This window comes from Streptomyces sp. NPDC020983, from assembly GCF_044333485.1.
Taxonomy (GTDB): Bacteria; Actinomycetota; Actinomycetes; order Streptomycetales; family Streptomycetaceae; genus Actinacidiphila.
The window spans coordinates 151225-169375 of sequence record NZ_JBIRRA010000004.1 but is presented as its reverse complement, the minus strand read 5'-3'; the positions used below and the strand labels follow the sequence as shown (position 1 = coordinate 169375).

Here is an 18151-nt window from a genome sequence, read left to right as displayed (position 1 = left end):
CGCCCGGCAGTGTCTCCCACCTGCCGGGCGGCCCGTCATACGGCCGGCTGCGAGAAGTGAAGCCATCCGGCCGAGGCCCCTACAAGTTCTGAACAACCCTCCCCCCTCCCCCGGTTCACCGCCCGCACCCCTACGGGAAGGACGCCACTCGTGGCCACCTCCGTCAGGGCGACGTCCGACGGCAGCCCGCCGTCTTCCAGGCCCGCCCCGCGCTCCACATCCCAGGACGGCAGCCGACCTCCCGGCTGGCGCGCCCGGCTCTACCGCTTCGACACCAAGGCGTCGCCGTACGCCTATGTCGCCCCGTTCTTCATCGTCTTCGCCGCCTTCGGCCTCTTCCCGCTGATCTGGACCGGCTGGCTCTCGCTGCACCAGGTCGAGCTGGGAACGCACGGATCGTGGGTCGGGTTCGACAACTACACCGCGCTGTGGGACAGCCCGTTCTTCTGGAAGGCGCTGCGCAACACCTTCACGCTCGCGGTGATCTCCACGGTGCCACAGCTGCTGATGGCGCTCGGCATCGCGCACCTGCTCAACTACAAGATGCGCGGCCGCTCCTTCTTCCGGGTGGCGGTCCTGGCCCCGTACGCGACGTCGGTCGCCGCGGCCACGCTGGTCTTCGTCCAGCTGTACAACCCGGACTACGGCATCGTGAACGAGGTCCTGAGCAAGGTCGGCTTCTCGCACATCGACTGGGAGTCGTCCAAGTGGCCCGCGCAGATAGCGATCTCCTCGATCGTGACCTGGCGCTGGACCGGCTACAACGCGCTGATCTACCTGGCCGCGATGCAGGCCGTCCCCGCCGACCTGTACGAGGCGGCGGCGCTGGACGGTGCCTCGCGCTGGCGGCAGTTCGTCAGCGTCACGATCCCCTCGATCCGCCCGACGATCCTCTTCACGATCATCGTCTCCACCATCGGCGCGACCCAGCTGTTCGGTGAACCGCTGATGTACGGCGGCGGCGTCGGCGTCACCGGTGGCACCGACCACCAGTACCAGACGCTGAGCCTCTACATGTACGACCAGGGCTGGAACGTCGGCGAGCTCGGCCGGGCCTCCGCCGTCGCCTGGGTCATGCTGCTGATCCTGCTGCTCATCGGTGCCGTCAACCTGCTGATCGCGCGCTCCAACCGCAAGAAGCTGGGGGGCTGACCCATGGCTCAGATCACCGAGACCGCGCGGACCTCCGGGCCGCGCCACTCCTCCGCCGCCGTCCCGCGCCGCCGCCGCCGGGGCGCGGCCGGAGCACCCGGCAAGCAGCAGAACGCCGGGCCGATCGCCTACCTGCTGCTGATCTTCGCCGCGCTGGTGTCGCTCTTCCCGCTGTACTGGACGGTCAGCGCCGCGTCGCACACCGACCAGGACATCATCGCCGCGCATCCGTCGCTGCTGCTGCCGAGCAGCCACCTGATCGACAACATGAAGATCGTCTGGGACCAGGTCGACATGACCAAGGCCCTGATCAACTCGACGATCGTGGCGGGCCTGGTGGCCCTCAGCACCGTGCTGTTCGCGACGCTGGCGGGCTTCGCCTTCGCCAAGCTGCAGTTCCGCGGCCGCAACGCCCTGCTGACCGTCGTCGTCGCCACCATGACGATCCCGCCGCAGCTCAGCGTGATCCCGCTCTACCAGATCATCACCAACGTGGGCTGGGTCAACCACCTCCAGTCGGTCATCCTGCCCTCGCTGGTCGCCGCGTTCGGCGTGTTCTTCATGCGGCAGTTCCTCTCCGAGGCGCTGCCGATCGAGCTGATCGAGGCCGCCCGGGTCGACGGAGCGCACAGCCTGCGCATCCTGTGGCACGTCGTCTTCCCCATCGCCCGCCCCGCGATGGCCGTCCTGGGCATGCTCGTCTTCGTCCAGGCCTGGAACGACTTCTTCTGGCCCCTCATCGCCCTGAGCGAGCAGAACCCGACGGTGCAGGTCGCACTGGCCGGTGTCGGCTCCGGCAACCACAGCGTCGACCACGCCGTGGTCGTGACCGCCGCCCTGGTCGCGACACTGCCGCTGCTGATCGTTTTCGCCGTGCTGGGCAAGCAGATCGTCGGCGGTATCACCGCGGGCGCCGTCAAGAGCTGACCTCACGGCCCGTACGGCGAACACCCCCTGCGCCGTACGGGCCGTGAGAGCCCACTTCCCCCGACTACCCCCTGATTCCCCTGGAGTCCCCCGTCATGACAGCTGTCCATTCAGAGGGCACCGAGCTTTCCGCCGGCTCTGCTGCCTCGCTCCGATTCCCCCCCGGCTTCGTCTGGGGGTCGGCAACGGCCGCCTACCAGGTCGAGGGCGCCGCAGCCGAGGACGGCCGGACGCCTTCGATCTGGGACACGTTCAGCCACACGCCTGGCCGGGTCCGCAACGGGGACACCGGTGACATCGCAGCCGACCATTACCACCGCTACCGCGACGACGTCGCCCTCATGGCCGACCTCGGCCTGGGCGCCTACCGCTTCTCCGTGTCCTGGTCCCGGGTCCAGCCCACCGGGCGCGGCCCCGCCGTCCAGCGCGGACTGGACTTCTACCGCCGCCTGACCGACGAGCTGCTCGACAAGGGCATCACCCCCGTCGTCACCCTCTACCACTGGGACCTGCCCCAGGACCTGGAGGACGTCGGCGGCTGGACCGTCCGCGACACCACCGAGCGCTTCGCCGAGTACACCGAGATCGTCGCGAGCGCCCTCGGCGACCGGGTGCCGTACTGGACGACGCTCAACGAGCCGTGGTGCTCGGCCTACCTCGGCTACGGCTCCGGTGTGCACGCCCCCGGGCGCACCGAACCGGAGTCCGCCCTCAAGGCCGCCCACCACCTCAACCTCGCCCATGGCCGGGCGATCGGGGTTCTGCGTTCCGTTCTCCCCGCTACAGCGCAGACCTCGATCACCCTCAACCTGCACCAGGTCCGCCCGCTCACCGACTCCGCCGCCGACCTCGACGCCGCCCGCCGCATCGACGCGGTCGGCAACCGGGTCTTCCTCGGCCCGATCCTCGGCGACGGCTACCCCGCCGACCTGCTCGACGACACCGCGCACATCGTCGACTGGGAGACCCTGGTCAAGGACGGCGACCTCGCCGAGATCAGCCGCCCCATCGACCTGCTCGGCATCAACTACTACACCCCGACGCTGGTCTCCGACAGCCGTGCGCACACCGAGGGCGCCCAGGTGCCGCGCAACGACGGCCACGGCGACAGCGAACACTCCCCGTGGCCCGGCTCGGAGCACGTCGCCTTCCACCTCTCGCCCGGCGAGACCACCGCGATGCGCTGGTCCATCGACGCGACCGGCCTGCGCGACCTCATCAACCGCATCACCCGCGAGTACCCGGGCCTGCCGATGATGATCACCGAGAACGGCGCGGCCTACGACGACTACGTCTCGCCCGAGGGCCAGGTCAACGACCCCGAGCGGATCTCGTACGTGCACGGCCACCTCGCCGCCGTCCACGAGACCATCACCGCCGGCGCGGACGTCCGCGGCTACTTCCTGTGGTCCCTCATGGACAACTTCGAGTGGGCCTACGGCTACAGCAAGCGCTTCGGCGCGGTCTACGTCGACTTCGGCACCCAGCGCCGCATCCCGAAGCAGAGCGCCCACTGGTACTCCCAGGTGGCGCGTACAAACGTCCTTCCGGACCTCCCGGAGGAGGACGGGAAGTCCTGAGGGGACGAGAAAAAGGAGCGGTACGGCAGTTCGAGGGTGCTGCCGTACCGCTCCTTTCGCCTTTCCGGGGCCGACCTCACCGCGGATCCCCCCGTCCGCGCTACCGGGGCGGCTCCAGCTTGACGCCCACCCCGCGCAGCGTGTGCAGGTAGCGCGGCCGCGCCGCCGACTCCCCCAGCTTCCTGCGCAGCCACGACAGGTGCACGTCGACCGTCTGGTCGTCCCCGTACGACTGCCGCCACACCTCGGCGAGCAGCTCCCGGCGCGCCACGACCACCCCCGGCCGCGCCGCCAGGAAGCTCAGCAGGTCGAACTCCCGCCGGCTCAGCGCCAGCGCCACCCCGTCCAGCTCGGCCAGCCTGCGCCGCGCGTCGATCGTCAGCCCCCCGACCCGGATCACCGCCTCGGCCACGGGCACCGCCCGCCCCCGCGCCCGGCGCAGCACCGCCGCCAGCCGCGCGGCCAGCAGCTCCACCGCGTACGGCTTCACGACGTAGTCGTCCGCCCCCGCGTGCAGCAGCCGCACCGCCCGCGGCTCCTCCCGCCCCGTGGCCGTCACCACCACCGGCACGTCGCTGAACCCGCGCATCATCCGCAGCGCCTCCGCGCCGTCCAGATCGGGCAGGCCCAGATCCAGCACGACCGCGTCGAACCGCCCCCGCCCCACCTCCCGCAGCGCCTCCAGGGCGGTCCCGGCACTGCGCACGCTGTACGAGGCGTCCGTCAGGTGACGGATCACCGCGGAACGTAAGAAGGTGTCGTCCTCGACGACCAGCACACCGGCCATCCCGGCAACTTAGCGCGTCCGGCTGCGCCGGGGACCGGCGTTGCGGCGCTCCGGTGGCGCCGTGCGGCGGGGCCGTGCGGTGGCGCCGTGCGGCCCGGCACGGGCGGGGCCGCTCATGCCGGTCGGCCACGCCCCTGGCGGCCCAGTCAGCCGAAGGCGTGCGGAGGGGGCGGGGGTGAGGGCGTCGCCGTCGCGTCCGTCACCACCGGGGCGCCGGCGGCGAAGGCGGTCAGGGAGGGTCCGGACTCGACACGGCCGGGGTGCGGGTCCGTCGCGACGCGGCGGGTCAGCTCGGGCACCGGCAGGGAGTGGTCGGCGGCCCACAGGACCGCGTTGCCGAAGCGTCTGCCCCGCAGCACCGCGGGATCCGCGGCCACGCACACCTCCGCGAAGCAGGCGCTCGCCGTGGCGATCTGGCCGCGCAGGAAGGCCAGGGCGCCGCCGTCCGTCAGGTTCGCGGCGAAGGAGCCGTCGGCCCGCAGCACCCGCCGCACATCCGCCAGGAACTCCGCGCTGGTCAGGTGCGCCGGAGTGCGCGCGCCACCGAAGACGTCGGCGATCACCAGATCCGCCCACCCGTCCGGCACCTTCGCCAGCCCCGCACGCGCGTCACCGCCGCGCACCTTGATCCGCCAGCCGCGCTCCCACGGCAGATGCGCCCGCACCAGCTCCACCAGGGCGGTGTCCAGCTCGATGACCTGCTGCGTCGACCGCGGACGGGTGTACGCGGTGTACCGCGCCAGCGTCAGCGCCCCTCCCCCCAGGTGGACCACCCGGAGCGGGGCGCCCGGCGGCGCGACCAGGTCGATGACATGGCCCAGCCGGCGCTGGTAGGAGAAACCCAGGTGATCGGGCACGGCGAGATCCACATGCGACTGCGGCGCCCCGTCCACCACCAGCGCCCACGCCCGCGGGCGCTCCCGGTCCGGTACCAGCGCCGCGGCACCGCCGCCGACCTGCGCCGTCACCGCTTCGGGCGTACGCGCCCGGCCGCCGCGCTCTCTTCTGCCTGCCATGCGCCGATTATCCGGGCACGGCGGCTACCTTGCGCGCAGCCCCAGGTAACCGTCCGCCAGCTCGATCGTGCGCGCCGCCCGGCCGAGCGCGTCCCGCAGCACCGCCGGGTCCGTCACCGCCGTCTCCTCCCGCGGCGGCACCAGCCAGCCACCGTCCGCGCCGGGCGCCACCGCGCTCGTGCAGGAACTCCCCGGCACGTCCCAGCCGGCCGCCGTCCCCGGCGGCACGAGGAAGCCGAGGCTCGCGCCGTCACCGGCGTGCAGCACCGGCCCGACGCCGCTGCCGTGGCGCAGCAGGTCGACCGCTTCCAAGCCCTGCCGGGCCGGTACCGTCACCAGCTCGCACGACACCGGAAGCTCGCTGCCCTCCGGGCTGGGGCCCGACCTGTGCGTACCGCTCGTGTCCACCACGGCTCCTCTCACGACGGGATGTGCCACACCCGTACAACGCGGGAGCGCGGTTCGGATGCGCTTCGCCAGGGGTGGCGTTGCCTGGCGAATCATGGGTGGGATATCCGTTTTGTACGATGCGCTGCCCCTCCGGGGGGGTGGGGGGACGCGGGCCGGGGCCTTCGCCGCCGCGCCCGGCGTGCGGCGTCCCGCCGGGGGGCTTGGGGGACGCGGGACCCGGGGCCCGTCCGCCCGGCGATGCGCCGCCCCCTGCGGGGGGGGCTTGGGGGACGCGGACCCGGGCCTTCGCCGCCGCGCCCGGCGTGCGGCGTCCCACCGGGGGGCTTGGGGGACGCGGGACCCGGGGCCCGTCCGCCCGACGATGCGCTGCCCCCTGCGGGGGGGGGCGGCTTTGCGCGACGCGGAACCCGGGCCCTGCCGCCCGACGGTGGGCGGCCTCCTGCCGGGGGCTTGCGCGACGCGGGACCCGCGGCCTCTCCGCCCGACGGTGGGCGGCGTCCCGCCGGGTCGGCTTGGGGGACGCGGGACCCGGGGCCTGTCCGCCCGGCGATGCGCTGCCCCCTGTGGGGAGGCCCGCCGGGGGCGCCCCCCGGGCGGAGCAGCGGCGGCGGGCGCGGCAGCCCCACCCGGCCTAGCGTGAGAAGCATGGCCCGTCTGCGCATACTCACCGCCGCCGCCGCGGCCCTGACGGTGGCCCTCCTCGCCGCCCCGCACCCGGCGAACGGCTCCGCCGCCCGCACCCCCTACGACCAGTCCCCGAACTGGGCCGGCTGCCCGGACAACACCGCCGGCCCGCAGACCATGGAGTGCGCCACCCTCAGCGTCCCCCGGGACTACGCCCGCCCGGAGAAGGGCGGCCTCGACCTCGCGATCAGCCGCATCCCGGCGACGGGCCCCGGCCCGCGCCTCGGCTCGCTCCTGGTGAACTTCGGCGGCCCCGGCCTCCCCGGCATCCCGGAACTCGCGGCCGTCGCCGCGAACGGCGACCTCGCCCGGCTCAACCAGCGCTACGACCTCGTCGGCTTCGACCCGCGCGGAGTCGGCCGCAGCACGCCCGTGGACTGCGGCGACCTCTCCGGAGTCACGGCCCGGGACGCCGCCGCCCAGGCGCGCCAGGTGGCCCAGGCCTGCCGCGCGCACTCCGGCGGACTCCTCCCCTACGTCGGCACGCGGAACGCCGCGCACGACATGGACGTCATCCGCTCGGCCCTGGGCGACGACCGGCTGACCTACCTCGGGTTCTCCTACGGCGGGCGGCTCGGCTCCGTCTACGCGCACGAGTTCCCGCAGCACACCGGGCGGATGGTGCTGGACGGGGTGCCGGACCCGACGCTCGACGACGTCGGGACGGCGCTCGCCCAGAGCGCCGCCTTCCAGCACGCGCTGGCCGACTTCGCCGCGGACTGCGCGGCACACTCCTGCCCGATCGCCGGGCACTCCGCGCAGGAGATCGTGGCGGGCATCGCCGAGCAGGGCCACGCCCTGGACAGCGGCGGCGTCGCGACCGTCACCGGACAGCTCGACCACGACGGCTTCGTGCAGGGCGTGCAGAACGCGCTCTACTCCAAGGACGACTGGCCCGACCTGCGGGAAGCGCTGAGCGCGCTGCGGACCGGTGACGGCGAGCCGATGATGCAGCTCGCCTACCCGGGCCAGATGGGTGAGCTGAGCGGTGGCGGCAGCGGCAGCGGTGCCGGCAGCGGCATCCTCGGGCGGGCCGGCCTCCCGCCGCTGCGGCCCGCCGGCTCGCGCGCCGGACCGGACTGGGCGGTGCCCGACAACTACGAGATGGCCAAGCTCGCGATCGACTGCCGGGACACCCCGGAACGGCGCACGGTCGCCGCCGTGCACCGCCTGGACGGACGCTTCTCCGCGGCCTCCAGCGTGTTCGGGCCGTCCATCGAGGCGACGCTCCTGGCGTGCACCGGCTGGCCGCCCGGCGACACCGCGACCCGCGAGGTCTCGGCACCGACGGCACCCCAGGCGCTGCTCGTCGGCACGACGGCGGACCCCGCGACACCGTACGAAGGGGCCGCGCACATGGCCGCGGCGCTCGGCAACGGAAGCCGGGTCCTGACGTACCGGGGGGATGGGCATGGCGCGTACTTCGCGCACAACCGGTGCGTACGCGCCTCTGTGGAGGCGTATGTGGTGGAGGGCACGCTTCCCGCCTCCGGCGCGGTGTGCTGAGGGGGCGCCGCCCCTTTGCGCCGGGCGGTTCGCCCTTCACCCGGCGGGGGCTCGTCGCGCCGTTCCCGGCGCCCCTTCGAGCGCTGCTCCCTGCGGTGGGCGGTTTGCCTTTCGCCCGGTGGGGGCTGGTCACGCCGTTCCCCGCGCCCCTGAGGGGGGTGCCACTTGCAGTGGGAGTTCGCCGTTCCGCCGGTGGGTGGTTGCTCGCGCAGTTCCTCGCGCCCCTGGGGTCATCCGGCGGGGCATCGCGCCCTTGCTCGGGGGGTGGGGTCGGGTGCCACTCCGGGGGTACCTCCTCGGAATGCGCGTCTGACGTCATGACGTGTTCGTGGGGCAGTGGGGTGCGCATTCCTGCGGGGGCACCCCCGGATCGTCCCCCTCCCGGGCCGGTGTGGCGGCTGCCTGCCGGTGGGGGTGAAGTCTCTGCAGGGACTGCGGTTCGCCCCCGACGGCGGCGCACCCCCACAGGTGGACCGTCAGCCGACATCGCATCTGCACGGGTGGTGGGGGTGGGAACACCCCGCGCCGCCAGGCGCGGGAAACTCCCGCGGAGGGCAAGCCGCCCACGCACCCCGGGCGGGCACCGCCCGAAGCGGCGCGCCGCCAGGCGCGGGGACCCGCGGCGCGACACCCGCCCACGCACCCCGGGCGGACACCGCCCGAGCGGGGCGCCGGCAGGCGCGGGAAGCCCCCGCGGCGAGGTCAGCCGCCCACGCACCGGCAAGCGGGCACCGCCCGAAGCGGCGCGGCGGGGCAGCCGCAAGCACCACCGTGAGGGGGCACCGCCCGAGCGCGGCGCCGCCAGGCGCAGGCACCGGCCGGAGGGGCGGGGGGTCAGGGGTGGCCGGGGAAGCGGCGGGGGAAGAGGAAGCCCTCGGCCACGGCGGTGGCGGCGGCGACGCGGGGGAGGTCGAGCCGGCGCTCGCACAGCAGGTGGCGGGGATGCCACGCGGGACCGTACGCGGAGTACGTGCGGGAGCGTTCGGCGATGTTCCAGTGGCGGGCGAGCAGCCGCAGGGGCCCGCGTGAGGTGGCCGCGGAGCGGAAGGCGGTGGTGTTGAGGGAGACGCGGGTGACGGCCGCGAGGGGGCCGGGGCGGGCCCGCGCGGCGGTGAGGAGGAGGTCGGTGAGGAGGTAGTCGGTGGGGGCGCGGCCGGATTCGCGGTCGTGGCGGACGAGGTCGAGGGTGAGGCCGTCCGGGCCCCACGGGACGAAGCCGAGGAGCGCGCAGGTGCGGCCGTGCGGGTCGAGGCACTCGGCGAGCAGGCAGTCGCCGTCGGCGTCGTCGCCGAGGCGGCCGAGGGCGACGGCGAAGCCGCGTTCTGCGGGGTGGCGGCGCCAGGCGTCGGCGAGCTGGCGCAGGCGGCGCCGGTCGTCGGGGGGCACCTCGTGCTGGGCGCGGACGCGGACGGTGTAGCCGGCGGCGGAGAGCAGGTCGTGGGCGTTGCGCAGGGCGGGTGCGTCGGCGGAGGCGAAGGCGCGGGGGGACACGACGGCTTCACCGCCGGAGGTGTAGGCGTGGAAGCCCTCGGCCTGGTAGGCGGCGGCCGCTTCGGCGCCCGCGTTGGTGACGGCGGGGACCCAGGCGTGGGCGCCGGCGAGGTCGAGCCAGGCGGTGACGGCGGCGGGCCAGGCGGCGGGCGGGCCGAGGGGGTCGCCGGAGGCGAGGGCGACTCCGTTGACGACGCGGTAGAGGATCGCCGCGTCGCGGTCGGGGGACCAGCACACGGACTTGTCGCGGCGCAGGGCGAAGTAGCCGAAGGAGTCGCGCCGCCCGTACGCGCGCAGCAGTTCGCGCAGCCGGCGCTCGTCGGCGGGCTGGAGGCGGGCGCGGCCGCGGGGGGCGCGGAAGAAGGCGAGGAGGACGACGAGCATGAGGGCGACGCTGAGGACGTTGACGGCCAGGTCGGTCCAGCCGGGCACGGTGATGCCGGGCAGGTCGAAGAGGCCGGAGACGGTCAGGACGCGGACGGAGGCGTAGCGCAGGCTCGCGGCCCATTCGCGGGGCGGGGTGCGGTCGGTGGCGTGGACGAGGAGCGTGCCGAGGCCGACGGCGACGACCGCGCCGACGACCAGGCTGGTCAGGCCGAGGGCGACGTTGCCGCGCTCGCCGCGCACGTTGAAGACGGGGCGGGAGACGAGCAGGGCCACCAGGAAGGCGACGGTGAGGGCGAGCGCGAGCCAGTTGACGGCGTGGCCGCGGGAGGCGGACACGGCGCCGAGGGTGCCGACGAGGATGAGCGTGTAGCCGGCGGCGAGGACGGTGGTGAGGATCCAGGCGGCGCGTTTGCGGCGGCGCAGGCTCACCGAGAGCAGCAGCGCGAGGACCGCGCCGGTGAAGCCGGGGCTGATCAGGAAGGCCGTGACGTACTCGCCGTCGGTGGCGGCCCGGACCCGGTTGCGGAAGGGGGCGACGAGGCCGGTGACGACGTTGACGGCGGTCGCCAGCCGCAGGTACCAGACGGCGGCGGTCGCACCGGGTGCGCGCAGCGGGCGCAGCACCCGGCCGAGCAGCACTTCGAGGCGGGAGGGCGGGATGTCGACGATGGTGGGCCCGGTGGGCGCCGCCTTGCTGAGCGACACCGGGCTGGGCGCGCCGGCGACCGCGTCCATGGCGCGGGTCTTCCACGCCACGAGCCGGCGGTGGATGCGCTCCTCGCGGCGCTCGGCGCGGGCCATCCGGCGCGGCCTGCTGCCGTAGCGCCAGCGGGCCCAGGGGCTGCCGGGGCGGGCGAGCCGCAGGGCGCCGACGACGGCGAGGAAGGGCAGCATGACCCCGAGCAGCCCGGTCCACACCTTGCCCTTGGCCAGGCACAGCACGACGAAGCCGAGCAGGACGGCCGCGACCAGGTAGGTGGTCCACGAGGTGCCGCCGACGTAGCCGCCGAGCGGGGCCTGGCCGATGAGCATGAGGCCGATGACGGACACGGCGAGGATCACCGCGTCGACGGATCTGCGGCCCTCCTCGCGCCAGTAGACGTCCTCCAGGTGCAGGACGAGCGCGAACTCGTCCAGGACCAGGCCGCAGCCCGCGCCGAAGACGACGGCCAGGATGTCGTGGGCGAGCGGGCCGCCGTGCACCGCGAAGGAGCCGACGCCGCCGACGATCATCATGATCTGGCCGAAGACGACGTGGTGGATGTGCAGGCCGCCGGGCTGGACGTTGCCCGGCCACCAGGACACGCCCCGCCGGATCATCCGGACGCTGAAGCGGATGAAGAGGAAGGAGCCGAGCAGGCCCGCGAGGAGCAGGAAGAGCGGGGTGCGGCCACCGGTGCCGGAGATGTGTACGCGGACGGCGTCCGACAGCGACCAGTGGCCCATCGTCCCAGGGTGCGTTCCAGGGCACACCCGGCCAAGCGGGCGCGCCGTCTTCCCGTGTGCTGTGCAACGCCGAAGGCCCTCCGCGAACACGGAGGGCCTTCGGATCAGGTGCGCCGCCAGGGACTCGAACCCCGGACCCGCTGATTAAGAGTCAGCTGCTCTAACCAACTGAGCTAGCGGCGCCTGCTGACGAGGAAGACATTAGCACCCCCCGCGGCGACCTGGGAAATCGATAGGCTCACGCGCTCCCGGGGACCTCGGCGAGGACGGGCGGGGCCGCCCGGCGGGCCTCCCGGACGGCCCGCAGGCACGCCCACAGCAGGACGTCGGGGCCCGGCAGCCAGGGGTGGCGGGTGTCCGGCGCGACGACCCAGCGTGACTGCGCCGGGTCGTCACCGGCGGGTAAGGGGTGCAGCGGCGGCACGGTCACCGCGTCGCCCGCGCCGTGGCACAGCATCGGCGGCACCGCGCCGGCCCACTCCTCCCAGTCCAGCAGGGCCGGCAGCCGCTGGGCCGTACCGGGGGCGGCGAGCAGCAGCACCCGGCCGCGGTGCACGGCGACCGGGCCGCTGCCCGGGCCCACCGCCCACAGCTGCTCCAGCACACGGCGGCCGAACAGCGGGGTGAGGTTGACCACGTCGAAGGCCCTCCCGCACGGCAGGACGCTCGGGGCGCCGGGCCGGGCCGACCACAGGGCCTCGACGCTGCGCGGGAAGGCGCTCGCGGAGGCCAGCCAGGCGGCGCCCTCGGAGGTGACGCACGCGGTGTGCCGGCGCCGCTGGGCCTCGGTGACTATGCCGACGACACTTCCCTCTGGGGTGTTCCCCTGCCATTCGTCCATGCCGTCTACAGGTACCCGCCGGGCGGGCACCGTCCGGGCGAATCGGCCGAACGCGGGACAGCGGCGGAGGGAAGGCGTACCCTTCCCTCCTCACACGGTGCGACCGCGCCGCTACGGGGTGGTGCCGCCGTCGGCGATCAGGGCCGCGCCCCATTCGGCCATCTTCCGCGCGTAGTCCTCCGACCAGCCCGCCTGCCGGGCGACCTCGTCGGTGCCGAGCCGGTCGAAACGCCGCGGATCGGTGAGCTGCGCGGCCGCGATGGCCTGGAACTCCGCCGCCCGCTCGGCCGCGCTGCGGAAGGCCTGCTCCAGCTCGCTCGCCCGCGTCAGCAGTTCCCGCGGGTCCTCCATGGACTCCAGCTCGAAGAAGCGGTCACCGCCCTCGTCGCCCACGGGCGCCCCCGGCTCGAAGAGCAGCCGCGCGGGCCGCTTGGGCCGCTCCGCCCGCCCCTCCTCGCCGCCGTCGCCCTCCCGGCCCGAACTCCCCTGCCGCCCCTCGGACATACGCTGACCTCCGCCTGACCCGTTCCGCTTGCCGACCCCCCATTGTCCCGCGCGCGCAGGAGGGGCACGGCCCGTACTCCCACGGCCGTCACGGCCGCCAGGACACCCGGTGCTCCGCCAGGTGCGCCAGCACCGCGTGGTTGGCCTCCCAGCCGTCGGGGAACTTCACCGTCACGCCGAGGCGGACGGGGTCGGAGGAGGGGTGCTCGTCGAGCAGTTCGGCGACGCCCGCGCGGCAGACGACGATGCAGGCGTGGCGGTGGCGGGAGGCCAGAACGCACAGGCGGCCGGTCTCCAGGTGGAAGGCCGTGGCGTCGGGGCGGCCGGACAGCGGGTGGAGGACCACCGTGACGTCGAACTCCCGGCCCTGGAGCCGGTTCGCGGTGTCCACCGCCACACCGGCGACGCCCGTCGCCGCGAGCGCCGAGCGGACGGCGGCGGCCTGGTCGCGGTGCGCGGTGCCGACGGCGATCCGGTCGGCCGTCAGCGGTGCGGGGCCGGGGCCGCGCTCGGAGTACGTCAGGCCGCCGCGGTCCAGCAGCCGGCGGACGACCGCGGCGACCGCCCGTACGGCCTCCGGGTCGGTACGCGGCGTGTGGCGGGCGGGCAGCTCCAGCAGGCCCCAGCCGGACTCCGCGGCCTCGTCCAGCACCCGGTCGGGCCCGTCGCCCTCGCCCGGCACCCCGAAGACGAGCCGCCGGTCGCCGTGGCCCGTACCGCTGCGGAAGGGGGTGTACGGGTAGAAGGCCCGCGAGACCAGCGGCGCCGCCGACGCGGGCAGCCGCCAGGACACCGGCAGCCGGTGCTGCGGCAGGCCCGGGTTGTGGGCCAGCAGCGTCACGACCGCGCTCGCCGACGGGTCCCAGCTCAGCCCCGCCCACTGCTCGGCGCCCACCACGCTGAAGGGGTCCAGCTGGCCCGGGTCGCCGACGAAGAGGGCGCGCTCGAACAGGCCCGCGACCTGGAGGAGCGCGTCGGACCGCATCTGGTAGGCCTCGTCCACGATGGCGTGCCGCCACGGCTCGACGTCCTTGACGTACGCCCACTTCGCCGCCGTCGCGATCACCACGGCGCGGTCGCGCAGCTCCGCGACCGAGGAGGACTTCGCGATCTGCGGGTGCCGGTCGAGGACCGGGTCCGGCAGCGAGTCCGCGCCGTGCAGCCGGCCCACGGCCAGCTCGGGGTCGGCCGTGGCGAGGCGGTCGGCGAGGTCGTCGACCTGCGCGTTCGTCTGCGCCACGATCATCAGCTGCTCGCCGGCCGCGGCCAGTTCGCGGGCCGCGCGCACCACGAGGGTGGACTTGCCCGCGCCCGGCGGGGAGTCCACGACCACACCGCGGGCGGCGCCGCTCATGGTGCCGGCCAGGATCGCCGCGGTCGCCGCCGCGGCCTCCGCCCCGGGGGCGAAGCGGTCGTCGGTGGCGGCGCCACCGGAGCCCTGCGTCACAGGAAGTCCTCCGCGGTCACGGTGTCCGGAGCCTCGGCCGGCAGCGGCTGCTGCGCGGACCCGCCCGGCGGCCCCCCGTGCGTCCAGGGCGTCGCCTCCTGGTCAGGCAGAGCGGGGCCGCCGCGCGGGTCGTGCGCGAAGAAGGTGAAGGTCACCCGGTCGCCCGGGGCCGGCACGGAGCCCTCGCGGGGCGCCTTGCCCGCACCCATGCCGCCGGTGAGCCGCACGGTGACGAGCCACTCGGCGGGGGTGCCGCCCGCCGGGGCCGCGGAATCGGCGCCGGGCGGGCCGGGTTCCGGGCGGGGGGCCGGTACGGGGTGTGCCGGGGTGACGGCCACCAGGTCGGCGGTCTGGGCGGACTTCGCGTCCGGGACGGCGCGGAAGGCGCGCGTGCCGGGCTCGGCCTGCGGGAAGTCGGAGGTCACCAGCGTCACCAGGGGCCGGGGCATGGGGCGGCGCCCCTCCGCGTAGGCCATCTCCACCTCCCGCACCGTGCCGCTGAACGCCTCCCCGGCGAGCCGCCGCGCCGCCATGACCAGCGGGTCGTCCAGCGCCTCCTGCGCGTACAGCCGGGCCTGGGCCGTCTCCCGCCCGGCCAGCTTCTGCGCCGCCGTCACGGCGTCGTCCCGCCGCGGCTGCGGGGGCTCCCCCGCGCGCAGCCGGTCCCGGTGGCCGGTGAAGGACCAGCGGTCCCGCTTCCACCGCTCCGCGACGTGCGCGCCCTCAGGGAGCGCCCGCAGCAGGTCGACACCGCGCCAGACGTCCTCCCACGTCGGCCGCAGCTGCGACGCGACGAGCCGCCGTACGTCGGCCTCCGCGACCCGCATCGGGCCGGTCGCGCCCGCGGCCCGCGCCGCGTCGTACCGCTCCAGGGCCGGGGCGAGCACGCGGTTGTCGAACACCGGATCCGTCGCCGGGCCCGCGGGCGGGCTCAGCAGCAGGCCGTCCGGGCCGCGCCCGGTCTGCGCGCGGGCGGCGGCCGCCGGGCCGTCCGTTCCCGCGGGCGGGTCGATCCACCCGAGCAGCGCGCCCAGGTGCTGGTCCTCCATCGCGCTCTGGCCCGTCGCCCAGTGCCGGGTGAGCAGGTCCGTCATCGCGACGAGCAGCGCGCTGCCGGGGGTGCGGGCCCGCTCCGCGTAATGCGTGAGCCAGCGTCCCAGCAGAGGTACCGGGACCGGCACCGGGTGCGGCGCCTCGGTGTCCTCGACGGTGCGCAGGTAGCGCGTCGACCGGCCCAGCAGCCGCACGTACTCCAGGGCCGCGCCGTTCGGCACGATGAGCTGGGGGGCGTCCGCGCAGACCTCGGTCTCCTCGCGGTTGCGCGTCGCGGGCTCGGTCTCGACGTCGTCCGCGTAGGCGTCCATGACGGGCAGGATCGCGGCGGCGAGCCCGGCGAAGAAGGCGAACCGCTGCTCGCGGTCGAGCGGCTGCGGGACGACCAGCAGCTCCGGCTCGGCGCGATCGGTCCCCACCATCGCGCCCAGCGGCGCGCCGGCCTCGCCGGCGGTCGTGAGCGGCACGAGGACGACGGGGCTCTGCGCCAGGTGGCGGTGCCGTACCGTCGCGGCGGCGACCGCCCGGCCGATTCCCGCGGCCTCGGCGCGGGCCAGCACGTTCATGAGGCTCACGCGGGCTCCCCGCGCAGCGGCTGCCGCCCGGTCATGACGCCGCCCCGGCCGCCGCGGCCAGGGCCTCCGCGCGGAGGGCGGCGGCGCGGCGGAGGGCGAGGACGGCCGGGTCGTCCGGGTCGTCGGCGTCGGCGCCGGGCTCCGGGCGGGCGGCCGCGCGGACGGCCGCCAGCGTGGTGAGGGCCCCCAGGTCCGCGCGCAGGGCGCGCCCGAGCGCGTCCACGCAGTCCGCCGCGCGGGCGCGCTCGCGGCAGTGGAAGGCGAGCTCGCAGCTGGACAGGCACTCGGGGGCGTAGGCGGCGGGGACGGCTTCCACGGAGGCGGCGAGGGCGGGGAGCGGGGCGGCGGGGTCGAAGGTCGTGCCCTCGGGGAGCAGCGCCGCGATCTCCTCGATCCGGGTGAGACGGGTCAGCTGGCGCCGGGTGACGGCGAGTTGCTTGCGGACGTCGACGGCCTCGGCGGTGGGGAGGTTGGAGAAGTCCTTCGGGCACACGAGCAGGATGTCGCTGCGGGTGCGGCCGGGGGCGACGGCGTCCAGCGCGAGGACGTACACCGCGGCCTGCCGCGCCGCGGCGCCGACCTTCGTGGCGTCGGCGGAACCGTCCAGGATCGGGAAGGACTTGATCTCGACGACGGTCCAGGCGCCGTCCGGGGCGACGGCGACCGCGTCGGGCTCCAGGAAGACGGTGGAGCCGGCGACGTCGAGGGCGAGCAGCGGGTGGTCGAGGAGCGTCCAGCGGCCGCGCGGGGCCTCGGCGAGGGCCAGCCGGGTGCGGGCGGCGCGGCCTTCGGGGCCGGCCGCGGCGAGGTCGGGGACCTCCGCGCTCTCCCCGTCCGCACCGAGCAGCCGCAGCAGTTCGGCGCAGCCCTCCGCCTTGACGCGGGCCTCGAAGGCGTGGCCTCGGGAGAAGGCGAAGCGCGACTGGCCGAACCGCGCGGGTGCGCCGAGCGCCTCGGCGACGGCCCCCTTGTCGACGCCCGCGGCGTCCAGCAGGGAGCGGCGCCGGCAGCCGGGGTTGGCGGCGAGCGCGGCGAGCGCCCTCGCGTCGAGCGGCCGCGCGGCGATGTCGGGGCCGCGCAGCACGGCCAGCCGCTCCCGCAGTGTGTGGTGCGTAGTGCTCACCCGCGCAAGTGTGGCACTCCCCTACGACAACCGTCCCGACGCCGCCCCGCGGGCCCCCCGCAGACGCCCAGGGCCCGCCGGACGGAACCGTCCGGCGGGCCCTGGGGACACGCCCTACGCCCTGCTGTGGGCGTCCTGGCCCTGCGTCCCCGTGCCGTCCGGGTCCGGGCCGGGGGCCGGGGACCCGGCGGCCTTCGGCGGGGTGCCGGGGGACGCGGCGGAGGAGCTCGCCGGGCGGGGGGCGGGGACCTTCGCCGGCGCAGTGGCGCCGGGTGCCTCCGCGGCCGCCGTGGCGGCTGCGGTCGGGCGCAGCTTGGCCTGGTAGTGGTCGAGCACCCGCAGCGCGGGCCTGGCGAGCAGGAAGCCGACGCCCATCGTGGCGACGCCCGCGGCCGCGTCCAGCAGGTAGTGGTTGGCGGTGCCCATGACGACCATCGCCGTGGTCAGCGGGTAGAGCACGCCGAGGACGCGGACGAAGGTGTTGCGGCCGTAGCGGAAGAGCATGATGCCGCACCACAGCGACCAGCCGACGTGCAGGCTCGGCATGGCGGCGTATTCGTTGGTGAGGTGGCCGAGGCCGCGCGGCGCGCTCGCGTCGGTGCCCCACCAGCCGTAGCTGCCGTACTGCGCCATGGTGTCCATGAAGCCGTGCGCCCCGGGCAGCAGCCGGGGCGGCGCGGTCGGCATCGTGGTGAAGCCGACCAGGCCGATGAGCGTGGAGATCATCAGCCAGGTGCGGGCCTGCCGGTAGTGGGTGGGGCGGCGCAGCCACAGCCAGACCAGGATCGCCGGGGTGACGATGTAGTGCATCGACGCGTACATGAAGTCCGCGGGGACGCCGAGGAAGGCGTGGTGCGTGAACAGCCGGTTGAACCAGCGTTCCGGGTCGAGATGGGTCAGCTGCTCGAAGTGCAGGATGTCCGCGCCGTGCTGGACCGCGTCGTCCACGTCACCGCGTACCAGCAGCCGGGCGCCGGAGTACAGCGCGTAGACCACGGCAATCAGCGGCAGCTCGGTCCACCAGCGCAGCCGGCCGCGGTAGGCGGCAGCTCGCGGCGCAGCGGCGGTGATCGTCATTGCGGGCGTCTCTCCAGGTCTTCCGAAGGCCGAAGGCCGCATGCGGCGGTCATGGACTTGTGGCGTACCCTCTACCGTACGACGTACGGTAAACCGTACGCACACCACCCCGGCAGAAGCGATGAAACCCCGAGTTTATGCCGC

14 protein-coding genes and 1 tRNA gene are annotated in these 18151 nt (G+C 75.1%); 4 read left to right on the top strand and 11 right to left on the bottom strand.

The window, feature by feature from the left end; translation table 11 throughout:
* Positions 1 to 150 precede the first annotated feature (150 nt).
* The 3 genes from ACH4SE_RS09870 to ACH4SE_RS09860 all read left to right on the top strand — a co-directional run bounded on the left by ACH4SE_RS09870 (position 151) and on the right by ACH4SE_RS09860 (position 3659).
* Positions 151 to 1152, top strand: coding sequence for a carbohydrate ABC transporter permease (locus ACH4SE_RS09870; protein ID WP_398542814.1), 1002 nt, complete (start codon positions 151 to 153; stop codon positions 1150 to 1152).
* A gap of 3 nt (positions 1153 to 1155) precedes the next feature.
* Positions 1156 to 2079 (top strand): carbohydrate ABC transporter permease, encoded by a 924-nt coding sequence (locus ACH4SE_RS09865; protein ID WP_398542813.1) that lies wholly within the window; start codon positions 1156 to 1158, stop codon positions 2077 to 2079.
* Positions 2080 to 2174: 95 nt separating this feature from the next.
* Complete coding sequence (locus ACH4SE_RS09860; RefSeq protein WP_398542812.1) at positions 2175 to 3659, top strand: GH1 family beta-glucosidase; 1485 nt, start codon at positions 2175 to 2177, stop codon at positions 3657 to 3659.
* A gap of 100 nt (positions 3660 to 3759) precedes the next feature.
* On the opposite strand, the gene ACH4SE_RS09855 is transcribed toward ACH4SE_RS09860, so the two are convergent.
* From ACH4SE_RS09855 to ACH4SE_RS09845, 3 genes are all read right to left on the bottom strand, one after another.
* Positions 3760 to 4446: a response regulator transcription factor gene (locus ACH4SE_RS09855; protein ID WP_398542811.1), complete on the bottom strand. Its 687-nt coding sequence runs from the start codon at positions 4444 to 4446 to the stop codon at positions 3760 to 3762.
* A gap of 146 nt (positions 4447 to 4592) precedes the next feature.
* Positions 4593 to 5462: a spermidine synthase gene (locus ACH4SE_RS09850; protein WP_398542810.1), complete on the bottom strand. Its 870-nt coding sequence runs from the start codon at positions 5460 to 5462 to the stop codon at positions 4593 to 4595.
* A gap of 24 nt (positions 5463 to 5486) precedes the next feature.
* On the bottom strand, positions 5487 to 5870 hold the full coding sequence (locus ACH4SE_RS09845; protein ID WP_398542809.1) for a hypothetical protein: 384 nt from the start codon (positions 5868 to 5870) through the stop codon (positions 5487 to 5489).
* A gap of 648 nt (positions 5871 to 6518) precedes the next feature.
* On the opposite strand from ACH4SE_RS09845, the gene ACH4SE_RS09840 reads away from it, so the two are divergent.
* Complete coding sequence (locus ACH4SE_RS09840; protein ID WP_398542808.1) at positions 6519 to 8063, top strand: alpha/beta hydrolase; 1545 nt, start codon at positions 6519 to 6521, stop codon at positions 8061 to 8063.
* An 834-nt stretch (positions 8064 to 8897) separates the two neighbouring features.
* Here ACH4SE_RS09840 and ACH4SE_RS09835 read toward each other — a convergent pair.
* The 8 genes from ACH4SE_RS09835 to ACH4SE_RS09800 form a co-directional block, all read right to left on the bottom strand.
* Positions 8898 to 11387: a phosphatidylglycerol lysyltransferase domain-containing protein gene (locus ACH4SE_RS09835; protein WP_398542807.1), complete on the bottom strand. Its 2490-nt coding sequence runs from the start codon at positions 11385 to 11387 to the stop codon at positions 8898 to 8900.
* A 109-nt stretch (positions 11388 to 11496) separates the two neighbouring features.
* A tRNA-Lys gene (locus tag ACH4SE_RS09830) sits at positions 11497 to 11570 on the bottom strand.
* Between the two features lie 55 nt (positions 11571 to 11625).
* Complete coding sequence (locus ACH4SE_RS09825; RefSeq protein ID WP_398542806.1) at positions 11626 to 12228, bottom strand: bifunctional DNA primase/polymerase; 603 nt, start codon at positions 12226 to 12228, stop codon at positions 11626 to 11628.
* Between the two features lie 111 nt (positions 12229 to 12339).
* On the bottom strand, positions 12340 to 12732 hold the full coding sequence (locus ACH4SE_RS09820) for a hypothetical protein (protein WP_398542805.1): 393 nt from the start codon (positions 12730 to 12732) through the stop codon (positions 12340 to 12342).
* A gap of 88 nt (positions 12733 to 12820) precedes the next feature.
* Positions 12821 to 14179: an AAA domain-containing protein gene (locus tag ACH4SE_RS09815; protein WP_398542804.1), complete on the bottom strand. Its 1359-nt coding sequence runs from the start codon at positions 14177 to 14179 to the stop codon at positions 12821 to 12823.
* Positions 14176 to 15807, bottom strand: a complete 1632-nt coding sequence (locus ACH4SE_RS09810; RefSeq protein WP_398542803.1) for a hypothetical protein — start codon at positions 15805 to 15807, stop codon at positions 14176 to 14178. The genes ACH4SE_RS09815 and ACH4SE_RS09810 overlap by 4 nt, the downstream gene beginning before the upstream one ends.
* A gap of 31 nt (positions 15808 to 15838) precedes the next feature.
* The gene (locus ACH4SE_RS09805; RefSeq protein ID WP_398542802.1) at positions 15839 to 16930 is read right to left on the bottom strand and encodes a hypothetical protein; all 1092 of its coding nucleotides are present in this window, start codon (positions 16928 to 16930) and stop codon (positions 15839 to 15841) included.
* Positions 16931 to 17044: 114 nt separating this feature from the next.
* Entirely contained in the window at positions 17045 to 18007 is a 963-nt protein-coding gene (locus ACH4SE_RS09800) for a phosphatase PAP2 family protein (protein ID WP_398542801.1), read from the bottom strand.
* Positions 18008 to 18151: the final 144 nt, after the last annotated feature.